The sequence below is a fragment of the Streptomyces sp. NPDC033966 genome (assembly GCF_055575955.1).
In genome coordinates, this window is record NZ_JBVIRQ010000010.1 from 293,285 (window position 1) to 305,556 (window position 12,272).

The window sequence follows — 12,272 nt, forward strand, 5'->3', positions numbered from 1 at the left end:
AGGGGCCCTCGCAGGGGTCCTCCTTCCACGCCATGTGGGACGAGCTGCGCCCCATCGGCCGCCACACGGACACCGGCGGCTACCGGCGCTACGCCTGGACCGGCGCCGACGCCGACTGCCGGGCCTGGTTCCGGGGGCAGGCCGAGGCGCGCGGGCTCACGTACGAGGTGGACCGCAACGGCAACCAGTGGGCCTGGCTCGGCGACCCCCTCGCGGGCGACGCCGTGGTCACCGGCTCCCACCTGGACTCCGTCCCCGACGGCGGGGCCTTCGACGGCCCCCTCGGCGTGGTGTCCTCCTTCGCCGCCCTGGACGAGCTCCGCGCCCGCGGCACCGCCCTCACCCGGCCCCTGGCCATCACCAACTTCGGTGACGAGGAGGGCGCCCGCTTCGGGCTGGCCTGCGTCGGCTCCCGGCTCGCCGCCGGACAGCTGACCAAGGAGAAGGCGTACGAACTGCGCGACGCCGACGGCGTCAGCCTCCCGCAGGCCATGGAGGCCGCCGGGTACGACCCCGCGTCCATCGGCGCCGACCCCGAACGCCTCTCCCGCATCGGCGCCTTCGTCGAACTCCACGTCGAACAGGGCCGCGCCCTCGACCTGTCCGGCGACCGCGTCGGCATCGCCTCCGCGATCTGGCCGCACGGCCGCTGGCGGTTCGACTTCCACGGCGAGGCCAACCACGCGGGCACCACCCGCCTGGTGGACCGCCGCGACCCGATGCTGTCGTACGCGCACACCGTGCTCGCCGCCCGGCAGGAGGCGGCCCTCGCCGGCGCCGTCGCCACCTTCGGCAAGATCTCCGTCGAGCCGAACGGCGTCAACGCCATCCCCTCACTCGTCCGGGGCTGGCTCGACTCCCGCGCCGCCGACCAGGCCACCCTCGACACGGTCGTCACGGCCGTCGAGAAGGCCGCCCGCGAGCACGCCGACCGCGACGGCATCGACCTGAACGTCGTACGGGAGTCCTTCACCCCCGTCGTCGAGTTCGAGCACGCCCTGCGCGACGAGCTCAACCGCATCCTCGGTGGATCCGTCCCGGTCCTCGGCACGGGCGCGGGACACGACGCCGGAATCCTCTCCGCGTCGGTCCCGACCGCGATGCTGTTCGTACGCAACCCCACCGGCGTCTCCCACTCGCCGCGTGAGTTCGCGGCCGAGGACGACTGCGTCGCCGGAGTCCTCGCACTCGCCGACGTACTGGAAGGCCTGGCATGCCGCTGAAGACGTACTGGCTGGAGCACGCCTGGCTCGGCGACACCGTCGAGCCCGGCGTCGCCCTCGAGGTCTCGGCCGACGGGCGGATCGCCGCCCTGCGCACCGGGACGGACACCCCGCCCCCCGGCGCGGAGGTACTGCGCGGCCTGACCCTCCCCGGCCTGGCGAACGCGCACAGCCACGCCTTCCACCGGGCCCTGCGCTCGGTCGTCCAGGTCGGCTCGGGCACCTTCTGGACCTGGCGCGACGTCATGTACAAGGTCGCCCAGAACCTCACCCCCGAGACCTACTTCGACCTGGCCCGCGCCGTGTACGCGGAGATGGCCCTGGCCGGCATCACCAACGTCGGCGAGTTCCACTACGTCCACCACGCGCCCGGCGGCACCCCGTACGCCGACCCCAACGCCATGGGCGAGGCCCTCATCGAGGCCGCCGCCGCGGCGGGCATCCGCATCACCCTCCTCGACACCGCGTACCTCTCCTCCGGCTTCGGCGAGGCCCCCAACGAGCACCAGAAGCGGTTCTCCGACGGCACCGCCGGCGCCTGGGCCGAGCGGGTTTCCGCCCTCAAGCCCCGCGAGCACGCGCTGATCGGCGCGGCCGTCCACTCCGTGCGCGCGGTCCCGGCGGACCAGCTCGCCACGGTCGCCGGCTGGGCGCAGGAGCGGCAGGCCCCCCTGCACGTGCACCTGTCGGAGCAGACGGCGGAGAACGACGCCTGCCAGGCCGCCCACGGCCGCACGCCCACGCAGCTGCTCGCCGACCACGGGGTGCTCGGCCCGCGCACCACCGGCGTGCACAACACGCACCTGACGGACGCGGACATCGCCCTGCTCGGCGGGACCACCACCGGCACCTGCATGTGCCCCACCACCGAACGCGACCTCGCCGACGGCATCGGCCCGGCCGGCCGGCTCCAGCGGGCGGGCAGCCCGCTGTCGCTGGGCAGCGACAGCCACGCCGTGATCGACCTCCTGGAGGAGGCCCGCGCGATGGAGCTCAACGAGCGCCTCGCCAGCCGCACCCGGGGCCACTGGACGGCGAACGCCCTGCTCCGGGCCGCCACCGAGGACGGCCACGCCGCGCTCGGCCTGCCGGACGCGGGCCGCCTGGAGGCGGGCGCCCTCGCCGACTTCACCACCGTCGCACTGGACTCCGTACGCACGGCCGGTCCGCTGCCGCGCCTCGGCGCGGAGACGGCCGTCTTCGCCGCCTCGGCCGCCGACGTCCGCCACACGGTGGTCGGCGGCCGCCACGTGGTCCGCGACGGCGCCCACACCCTGGTCGGGGACGTGGCCGCCGCCCTGGCCGAATCGATCGCCGCCGTCCGAGGCTGACAGCCTGGAGCTTCCCCCACCCCGCCACGAGATCCAGCCCCGCCGGCGTTTGAGGCGCGGGGTCCGGGGCGGAGCCCCGGGAAACGGAGAAAGGGCGGGGTGGGGGAACAGAACCCTCCGAGAGGAACCCCGTGTCCACCACCCTGATCACCAACATCGGCAGCCTCGTCACCAACGACCCCGCCCTCGGCGACGGCACCCCCCTCGGCCTGATCGAGAACGCCGCCCTCGTCCTCGACGGCGACACCGTCGCCTGGACCGGCCCCGCCGCCGACGCGCCCGCCGCCGACGCGTCCTTCGACGCGCAGGGCCGCGCCGTCATCCCCGGCTTCGTCGACTCGCACAGCCACCTCGTCTTCGCCGGCGACCGCACCGCCGAGTTCAACGCCCGCATGTCCGGCCGCAGCTACTCCGCCGGCGGCATCCGCACCACCGTCGCCGCCACCCGCGCCGCCACCGACGCGGAGCTCGAGGCCAACCTGCTGCGCCACCTCGACGAGGCCCGCCGCCAGGGCACCACCACCTTCGAGACCAAGTCCGGCTACGGCCTCACCGTCGCCGACGAGGCCCGCGCCCTGCGCATCGCCTCCGCGCACACCGAGGAGGTCACCTACCTCGGCGCGCACATCGTCTCCCCGGACTACGCCGACGACCCGGCCGGCTACGTGGACCTCGTCACCGGCGAGATGCTGGCGGCCTGCGCCCCGTACGCCCGCTGGGTGGACGTCTTCTGCGAGAAGGGCGCCTTCGACGGCGACCAGGCCCGCGCGATCCTGACCGCCGGCGCCGCCGCCGGGCTGATCCCGCGCGTGCACGCCAACCAGCTCTCCCACGGCCCCGGCGTGCAGCTCGCCGTGGAGCTGGAGGCGGCCTCCGCCGACCACTGCACCCACCTCACCGACGCCGACGTGGACGCCCTCGCCCAGGCCGCCGGGACCACCGTCGCGACCCTGCTGCCCGGCGCCGAGTTCTCCACCCGCGCCCAGTGGCCCGACGCCCGCCGGCTGCTCGACGCGGGCGTCACCGTCGCCCTGTCCACCGACTGCAACCCCGGTTCCTCGTACACGAGCTCCATGCCGTTCTGCATCGCGCTCGCCGTCCGGGACATGGGCATGACCCCCGACGAGGCCCTGTGGGCCGCCACCGCCGGCGGGGCCCGCGCGCTGCGCCGCGGCGACATCGGCCGCCTGGCGCCCGGCGCCCGCGCGGACCTGGCCCTGCTCGACGCCCTGAGCCACGTCCACCTCGCGTACCGCCCGGGCGTCCCGCTCGTCTCCGCGGTCTGGCAGCGGGGGGTCCGCGCCGCCTGACCGGCGGCCGGGCGCCGCCCGCCGGACCGCCCGAAGTACCGTTCGCCCTTTGTCTTCCCTCCGTAGGGTCCCGGGCGTACCTTGTGCCACCCATCTGATGTGTCGTCAGTAACTTGTGGCCCGAGGGGAAGACGAAGGTGTCCGACCGGAAACGCTCCACCGCACTCGCGCCGGCACTCGCGCTCGCGCTCGCCGGGTCCGCGGTCCTGCTCGCCGCCCCCGCGGCCCACGCCGACGTGGTCGACGTCGAGTACAAATGCCAGACCCCGATCGGGGACAAGTCGGCGGTCTCGCCCATCGACATCAAGGCCGTCAAGGAGGGCGACGGCTACAAGCTGACGATGTCCTTCCAGAAGGGCGTCTCCTCCAGCCCCATCGAGCTCGGCAAGGGCGCGATGAACCCCAGCGCCGTGATCATGGCCGACGGCGCCGAGAAGGCCTCCGTACCGGTCTCCGGACCGCCCAACCCCGAGGCCGCGCCCGCCAACACCCCCATCAAGATCACCGATCTGTCGGGCACGTACACCCCGAAGAAGAGCGGCAAGGTCACCTTCACCGCGGGCGTCCTCACCATCAAGGCCATGGGGACCACCACCACCTGCACCCCGGGCAACAGCCCCAAGCCGTCCCTGGAGATGGACGTCACGGCGGCCGGTGGCGGAGCCTCCCAGACGGGCGGCGACGGGGACGGCGGGGACGCCCTCCCGCAGACCGGCCCCGCCGACTCCGCCCTCGCCCTCGGCACCCTCGGCGCCACCGTGCTCCTCTCCGGCGCCGCCGGAGTCCTCTGGCTGACCCGGCGCGGCCGGCAGCCCCAGCGGACCCGGTCCTGAACGGAGCGTCCGCCCGTGCTCCCCACCCTCAGACGACGCGGCCCCGGGCGGCTCGGCGCCGTACTCCTCGCCGCCGCCCTGTACGGGGCCCCGGCCGCGGCCGCCGACGAGCCCGCCGCGCCCGGCTGGACCGCCGGGCCGGCCACCGCCCGCCCCGGCTCCGCGCGCCCGTACTTCTACCTCGCGGGCCCCGCCGGCACCGTCCTGGAGGACCGCCTCACCCTCGACAACCCCGGCGACCGCGAGCACACCGTCACCCTGCGCGGGGCCGACGCCTACAACACCCCCGACGGCGCCCTCGCCGTGCGCCCCGCCGCGCCGGGGGCCTCCGGCGCGGGCTCCTGGATCAGCTTCGGCGGCTCCGCCACCGTCAAGCTCCCGCCCCGCACCCGCGCGGTGGTCCCCTTCACCGTCACCGTGCCGCCCGCCGCCCCGCCCGGCGACCACCCGGCCGCCGTCGTCGCCACCGAGGCCGGCCGTGAGGCGGGCGTACGGATCCACCTGCGCGTCGGGGGCCCGGCCCTGGCCGCCCTCACTGTCGAGGACGTCTCCGTACGCGGCCACGGCGCGGCCACCGTCGTGGACTACACCCTGGTCAACCGGGGCAACGTGGCCCTCGCCCCCGAGCTCGCCCTGAGCGCCGAGGGCACCCTGCACGAGCTCCCCGGCCGGCCCGCCCGCGCCCTGCCCGTCGAGCTGCTGCCCGGCCGGCGGGCCCGGCTGAGCGAACCCTGGCCCGGCGCGCCCGCCCTCGACCGGGTCGCACTCACCCTCACCGCCACCGCCCCCGGCGCCGCCCCGGCCACCGCCACCGCCCCGGCCTGGCTGGCACCCGGCGGCACCGCCGGCCTGGCCGCCGGCGCCCTGCTCGCCCTCGGCGGGACCGTCCTGGCCGCGCTGCTCCTCGTACGGGCCCGGCGCACCCGGCGCACCCGGCGCGAGGAGGCCCCCGGGGCACCGCGGCGCCCACCGGCCCGGGCACCGGCCCACGAGGACGCGGAAGCGCACGCGCACACGCACGAGCTGACGGGAGCAACCAGGTGAGCCGCACGGTCGGCGCGAAGGCCGCATCCCCCCTCGCCGCGGCCCTGTCGGCACTCGCCCTGGCGCTGCTCCCGCTGCTCGCGCTGCTCCCGGCGGCCGCCCCGGCCGCGGCGGCCGAGGGCAAGCCCGCCGCGACGCTCTCGCTCCAGGAGGCGGCCAAGGGCACCGAGATCACGGTCACCGGCACCGGCTGGCGGCCGAAGACCCTCGTCATGCTGCTGGTCTGCGGCCAGAACATGATCGGCGGCACCAACAGCTGCGCCAACGCCGACGGAGCGGCCGTCTCCGTCACCGACGACGGCCGCTTCACCGCCCGGCTGCCGGTCGCGGAACCGCCCAAGCCCTGCCCCTGCGTGGTCAACGTGACCTCCGTCAACGGGGACCAGTCCACGGTGGCCGTGCCGATCAGGATCACCGGCCACCCGGTGGCCGAGCTGCCCGCCGAGTCCGGCACGGCCCGCCTCGCGATGCTGACGGGGGTCCGGCTCAAGGGCGAGGACGGGGTGCTGACCTGGTTCGGCGCCCCGCCCGGCCGCACGTTCACCGCCACCGTCGGCAACCTCGGCTCGGCCCCGGTCAAGGACCCCGTCTTCCAGCTCGGCACCGCGCGGGGGGTGTTCGCCCCGGTGTGGGAGGAGGCCCGCTGGAAGGGGACGATCCCGCCCGGCGGGAAGGCGGAGGTCGCGCTGGACGTGGCCCTGCCGGCGGGCGCCCACGGCGACTACACCGTCTCCCTCAAGTACGGGGACACGGTCCTGGCCGCCCAGCCCTGGGGCGTGGACCGCCCGTACGGGGTGCTGCTCTTCTGGGGCCTGCTGCTGGTGGTGATCCCGACGGGGCTCTTCCGGGCGGGCATGGCCGTCGTCGACCGGGTCCGCCCCCGCGCGGGGGCCGCCGGCCGCCACCGGGGCCCGAAGCCCGCCCCGGACCCGGCCCGGGCGGTGACCGCCCGCCTCCCCGAGGTCACCGCCGCCGGGGCTCCCGGGGCCGCGCCGCCGGCCCTCCCGTGGTTCACCCCGCAGCCGACCCCGCAGCCGCCGGAATCCGGGCCGCACCCGCAGGACGCAGGACCCCCGCAGACATCCGCACCGTCCGATCACAGTCCGACGACGAAGGGACCATCGTGAAGACCCAACGGAGGGCGAGCGCGGCCTTGGCCGCGCTGCTGCTCAGCGGCGCGGGTATCGCCGTGGCGGCTTCCCCCGCCCAGGCCGCCGAAGCCACGTTCAAGGTGAAGTGCGTACCGCCGGCCGGCGGCGGCGACCCGGTGGAGGGCGAGACCACCGCCAAGATCACCGCACCGGCCACGGCCAAGGTCGGCGAAGAGGTCGACGTGTCGTGGGAGACGGTGAAGCCGGCCTCGAACAACACCGACCTGATGGTGATCCCCAAGGACTCCGTCCAGCCCACCGGCTGGCTCACCGTCGGCGGAGGGGGAGGGGAGGTCAAGGTCGTCGGGGAGAAGAAGAACCCGGAGATCCCGAAGAAGGCCCCCATGGTCATGTCCACCATGAAGGGCAAGCTGAAGCTGACCAAGGCCGGCAAGATCACCGTCACCCCCGGCAAGTACGAGGTCGCGGTGACCTTCTCCTTCGGCACCTTCGTCACCAAGTGCTCCCCGGTCGGCGAGGTGAAGGGCGGGGCGGTCATCGACGTGACGGACGGCGGCGGAAGCACCGGCGGTACGACGACGGGCGGTACGACGACGGGCGGCACGGCCACCGGAGGCACCACGACCGGCAGCTCCACCACCACGGGCGGCTCGACCACGACCTCGGGCGGCTCCGGCTCCGGCGGCGGCTCCGGCGGCAGCGGCGGCCAGACCGACTTCCCGGGCAAGGCGGTCGAGGTGGCCTACGACTGCGGCGCGGTCGTCCCCGGCGGCATCAAGACCCCGGTCACCGTCAACGCCAAGAAGAACGCGAGCGGCGCCTTCGACCTCACGGTCAAGACCGCGAAGGGGGCCATGGCCGCCCCCATGGCCCTGCCCGCGGGGGCCCTCAAGCCCTCGATGGACATCAAGCTCGGCGGCGCCGACAGCGGCTCGGTCAAGGTCACCGGCCCGGCCAACGCCGAGCCGATCCCGGACAAGGCCCCGGTCAGCCTCAGCGACATGACGGGCACCTACAAGCCCGGCAAGTCGGGCAAGGTGACGCTGAGCCCCGACCAGCTGACGATCGACGTCACGATGGCCCCGGGCTCCACCCCGATCAACGTGCCCTGCAAGGCGGCCAGCAGCGGCGTCTCCCTGGAGCTGGACACCACCGCCCAGCCGGGCGGCTCCGGCTCCACCTCCTCGGGCTCCGCGGCCTCCGGCAGCTCCGGCACCTCGGGCGGTCTCGCCGAGACCGGCGCCGACGACGACGGCGGCATCAAGGCCCTGGCCCTGATCGCCGGCACCGTGATCCTCCTCGGCGGCGCGGTCTTCACCCTCACCCCGTGGCGCCGCCTGCGCGGCACCCGCTGACAGCAGGACGGCCCGGCACACCTTCCGGTGTGCCGGGCCGTTCAGCGCTCGCGCGGGGTGTGTCAGTGCACGTCGCCCATGAGGGCCTGGACCTTCTTGCGGTACGTGTAGACCGCGAAGCCGGCCAGGGCCGCGGCGGCGGCCTGGAAGCCGATCACCCACGTGCCGTTGAGGTCGACGCCGGCGATGGACAGCAGACCGGTGGTGCAGTCACCGGCGGTGACCGCGAGGAACCAGACGCCCATCATCTGGGAGGCGTACTTCTGCGGAGCCATCTTGGTGGTGACCGAGAGGCCGACCGGGGAGACGCACAGCTCGCCGATGGTCTGGATCATGTAGATCGAGACGAGCCACATCGGGGAGACCTTGGTGTCGCCCGTCGCCATGCCCATCGGGACGATGAAGACGAAGAACGAGGCGCCGATCAGGACCAGGCCCATCGCGAACTTCACGATGGTGTTCGGCTCCTGGTTCTTGCGCGCCAGCCACAGCCACAGCCAGGCGAAGACCGGGGCCAGCGCCATCACGAACAGCGGGTTCAGCGACTGGTACCAGGTGGCCGAGAACTCGAAGCCGAAGACGGTGTCGGCGGTCTTGGAGTCCGCGAACAGGGACAGCGTGGAGCCACCCTGGTCGTAGATCATCCAGAAGACGGCGGCGGCGATGAAGAACCAGATGTAGGCGGTCATCTTCGACTGCTCGGCGCCCGACAGGTCCTTGTCGCGCTTGATGCGCGCCAGGACGGCGATCGGGATGATCAGGCCGGCCAGCGTCAGCGGGACCAGGGCCCAGTTGAGCGTGTACATGCCGAGGGCGACGACGGCGCCGTAGAAGACGGCGATGACCACGGCGACCAGGGCGGCCTTGGTCAGGACGGCCTTGCGCTCTTCCGGCGACAGCGGGTTCGGGACCTGGCTGCTCTTCGGGCTCAGGTTCTTGGTGCCGATCAGGAACTGGGCGAGGCCCAGGCCCATGCCGACGGCCGCGAGCGCGAAGCCCAGGTGCCAGTTGTGCTCCTTGCCGATCGTGCCGACGACGAACGGAGCGACGAAGGCGCCGAGGTTGATGCCGATGTAGAAGAGGGTGAAGCCACCGTCACGGCGCGGGTCGTCCGGGCCGTCGTAGAGGTGGCCGACCATCGTGGAGATGTTGGCCTTCAGCAGACCGGAGCCGGCCGCGACCAGGATCAGACCGACGAAGAACATCGCCTGGCCGGGGAGCGCCAGGGAGAGGTGGCCCGCCATGATGATGAAACCGGCGATGGTGACCGTCTTGCGGGCACCCCAGACGCGGTCGCCGAACCAGCCGCCGGGCATGGCCATCAGGTAGACCATCGAGACGTACACGGAGTAGATCGCCGTGGTCGTCGCCGCGGTCATGGCCAGACCGCCGCCCTGGCTGCCCGTGGCGGCGTCCGCGCCGCCCGAGACCAGGTAGTAGACGAGAAGGGCCCGCATGCCGTAGTAGGAGAACCTCTCCCACATCTCGGTCATGAACAGAGTGGCCAGGCCACGGGGGTGGCCGAAGAAGGTCTTTTCGGGCGCCGGAGTCGCCGAGTCCTTCGTCAGGCTGGAAGCCATGGTCGATCCTTGCTTGCTCGGGACGCTTGGCTTCGTGAGCTGTTCAGCGCCCGGTGGGGGGCGGCCGGCACCGGCGACGGCCGTCCCACCCCACGCCCTGGGGTTTCGTCCCCCGCGGTGCGGGGGTGAAGGGGCAGCCGTAACCGGGATCCACGCCCTGCGCGCCTCCTCGCGCGCCGGGCCCGGCCCATAGGTCATTCACTGTCATCTGGGCCGGATCCAACCGACCAGAGCAGAATTTGAGGTCTTTGGCTCGGATTTCGGCACAAAGATCCCCTGAGTAGTGCATCAGGCGTCTCGCCACCATACGACAGGACACCGCCGCATATGGAAGCCCTTGAGATATGGATCACAGGCTTCCGGGGAACCGATCCGTCATGTTCGAAGGCGGGTAGTAGTTCATAACCCCAGTTCGAGAGGGGTGTGCGGGCAAGCGCCTGCTTTCAGCCGCCGCGGACTACCATCACCCACATGACGCGTGTACTGCTCGCCGAGGACGACGCATCCATCTCGGAACCCCTCGCCCGCGCCCTGCGCCGGGAGGGCTACGAGGTCGAGGTCCGGGAGGACGGCCCCACCGCCCTGGACGCCGGACTGCAGGGCGGCGTCGACCTCGTCGTCCTGGATCTGGGCCTGCCGGGCATGGACGGCCTGGAGGTGGCCCGGCGACTGCGCGCCGAAGGCCACGGCTTCCCGATCCTGGTACTGACCGCCCGGGCCGACGAGGTCGACACGGTCGTCGGCCTCGACGCCGGCGCCGACGACTACGTGACCAAGCCCTTCCGGCTCGCCGAGCTGCTGGCCCGCGTACGGGCCCTGCTGCGGCGCGGCGCCGCCGAGGCCAGCCAGGCCCCCGCCACCCACGGCGTGCGCATCGACGTGGAATCGCACCGCGCCTGGATGGGCGAGGAGGAGCTCCAGCTCACCGCCAAGGAGTTCGACCTGCTGCGCGTCCTGGTCCGCGACGCCGGCCGGGTCGTCACCCGCGACCAGCTGATGCGCGAGGTCTGGGACACCACCTGGTGGTCCTCCACCAAGACCCTCGACATGCACATCTCCTGGCTGCGCAAGAAGCTGGGCGACGACGCCGCCAACCCCCGGTACATCGCCACCGTCCGGGGCGTCGGCTTCCGCTTCGAGAAGAGCTGACCCCCCTCAAGGCCGAGGTCCACCCTGGCGGACCTCGGCCCTCCGGCGCATCGGGCATCCTCTAAGGCATGCGCCGCCGCCTCATCAACTCCACGCTCGCCGTGGTGCTCGTCGTGATCGCCGTGTTCGGGGTCTCCCTCGTCATCGTGGAGACCCGGACCATCACCAGCAGCGCCCAGGACCGCATCGGCTCCGAGGCGCTGCGGCTGCTCGGCATCGTCGAGGCGGACGCCCTGGAGCACAAGCCGGTCGACGCGGGCGCACTCGCCGAGCAGCTCGACCTCGGCACGTACGCCCGCATCACCATCCCCGGCCGGCCGGCCGTCGAGGTCGGCGACCGGATCGACGGCAGCGTCATCCGGGGCACCGCGCGCGGCGAGCAGGGCATGCTCGTGGTGGTCGAGGAGTCCCGCGCCACCGTCACCAAGGAGGTCGGGCGCACCCTGGCCGTGGTCGGCGCGGTGGCGCTGCTGGCCGTCGTGGCGGCCGTACTGCTCGCCGTACGCCAGGCCAACCGGCTGGCCTCCCCGCTCACCGACCTCGCCGAGACCGCCGAACGGCTCGGCTCGGGCGACCCCCGTCCCCGGCACAAGCGCTACGGGGTCCCCGAGCTGGACCGGGTCGCCGACGTACTGGACTCCAGCGCCGAGCGGATCGCCCGCATGCTGACCGCCGAGCGGCGCCTGGCCGCCGACGCCTCCCACCAGCTGCGCACCCCCCTCACCGCCCTGTCGATGCGGCTGGAGGAGATCACGGTCACCGACGACCTGGAGACCGTGCGGGAGGAGGCGACCATCGCCCTCACCCAGGTGGAGCGGCTCACGGACGTGGTCCAGCGGCTGCTCACGAACTCCCGGGACCCGCGGACCGGCTCGGCGGTCCCCTTCGACCTGGACGAGGTCGTCAAGCAGCAGGTGGAGGAGTGGCGGCCCGCCTACCGCAGCGCCGGACGGGCCGTGGTCCGCTCCGGCAAGACCGGCATGCGGGCCGTCGGCACCCCCGGGGCGGTGTCCCAGGTCCTGGCGACGCTCGTGGAGAACGCGCTGATGCACGGCGGCGGCACCGTCGCCCTGCGCACCCGCGTGACCGGCAACCAGGCGGTCATCGAGGTCACGGACGAGGGCCCCGGCGTCCCGGCCGACCTCGGCAACCGGATCTTCGAGCGGGCCATCAGCGGCCGCAACTCCACCGGCATCGGCCTGGCCGTCGCCCGGGACCTCGCGGAAGCGGACGGCGGCCGTCTGGAACTCCTCCAGAGCCGGCCGCCGGTGTTCGCGCTCTTCCTCAGCCGCACCGCCCCGGAGCGCGCGGAGCCGGAGCGTACGGTCAGGTAGG

The 12,272-nt window shown here is 73.6% G+C and carries 10 protein-coding genes; 9 read left to right on the top strand and 1 reads right to left on the bottom strand.

The annotated features are described in order from the left end of the window. Positions 1-32: 32 nt before the first annotated feature. The 7 genes from ACZ518_RS27650 (at position 33) to ACZ518_RS27680 (ending at position 8,208) form a co-directional block, all read left to right on the top strand. Positions 33-1,223 carry an allantoate amidohydrolase gene (locus ACZ518_RS27650; protein ID WP_469115759.1) on the top strand — a complete coding sequence of 397 codons (1,191 nt, stop codon included), beginning with the start codon at positions 33-35 and terminating at the stop codon, positions 1,221-1,223. Then, positions 1,214-2,554 (top strand): formimidoylglutamate deiminase, encoded by a 1,341-nt coding sequence (locus ACZ518_RS27655; RefSeq protein ID WP_469115701.1) that lies wholly within the window; start codon positions 1,214-1,216, stop codon positions 2,552-2,554. Before ACZ518_RS27650 ends, ACZ518_RS27655 begins: the two co-directional genes overlap by 10 nt. Positions 2,555-2,685: 131 nt before the next feature. After that, entirely contained in the window at positions 2,686-3,864 is a 1,179-nt protein-coding gene (hutI, locus tag ACZ518_RS27660) for an imidazolonepropionase (RefSeq protein ID WP_469115702.1), read from the top strand. Positions 3,865-4,001: 137 nt separating this feature from the next. Continuing rightward, positions 4,002-4,697 carry an LPXTG cell wall anchor domain-containing protein gene (locus ACZ518_RS27665; RefSeq protein ID WP_469115703.1) on the top strand — a complete coding sequence of 232 codons (696 nt, stop codon included), beginning with the start codon at positions 4,002-4,004 and terminating at the stop codon, positions 4,695-4,697. A gap of 15 nt (positions 4,698-4,712) precedes the next feature. After that, a complete protein-coding gene (locus ACZ518_RS27670) occupies positions 4,713-5,741 on the top strand; it encodes a COG1470 family protein (protein ID WP_469115704.1) in 1,029 nt (342 codons plus the stop codon). Beyond that, positions 5,738-6,868, top strand: coding sequence for a neocarzinostatin apoprotein domain-containing protein (locus tag ACZ518_RS27675; RefSeq protein ID WP_469115705.1), 1,131 nt, complete (start codon positions 5,738-5,740; stop codon positions 6,866-6,868). Before ACZ518_RS27670 ends, ACZ518_RS27675 begins: the two co-directional genes overlap by 4 nt. Then, positions 6,865-8,208: a hypothetical protein gene (locus ACZ518_RS27680; protein WP_469115706.1), complete on the top strand. Its 1,344-nt coding sequence runs from the start codon at positions 6,865-6,867 to the stop codon at positions 8,206-8,208. The genes ACZ518_RS27675 and ACZ518_RS27680 overlap by 4 nt, the downstream gene beginning before the upstream one ends. Positions 8,209-8,270: 62 nt before the next feature. On the opposite strand, the gene ACZ518_RS27685 is transcribed toward ACZ518_RS27680, so the two are convergent. Further along, positions 8,271-9,788: a peptide MFS transporter gene (locus tag ACZ518_RS27685; RefSeq protein ID WP_469115707.1), complete on the bottom strand. Its 1,518-nt coding sequence runs from the start codon at positions 9,786-9,788 to the stop codon at positions 8,271-8,273. A gap of 471 nt (positions 9,789-10,259) precedes the next feature. On the opposite strand from ACZ518_RS27685, the gene ACZ518_RS27690 reads away from it, so the two are divergent. Both ACZ518_RS27690 and ACZ518_RS27695 read left to right on the top strand, forming a co-directional pair. Next, entirely contained in the window at positions 10,260-10,937 is a 678-nt protein-coding gene (locus ACZ518_RS27690; protein ID WP_469115708.1) for a response regulator transcription factor, read from the top strand. 68 nt (positions 10,938-11,005) lie between these two features. Continuing rightward, positions 11,006-12,271: an ATP-binding protein gene (locus ACZ518_RS27695; RefSeq protein ID WP_469115709.1), complete on the top strand. Its 1,266-nt coding sequence runs from the start codon at positions 11,006-11,008 to the stop codon at positions 12,269-12,271. The last annotated feature ends 1 nt before the right edge of the window (position 12,272 follow it).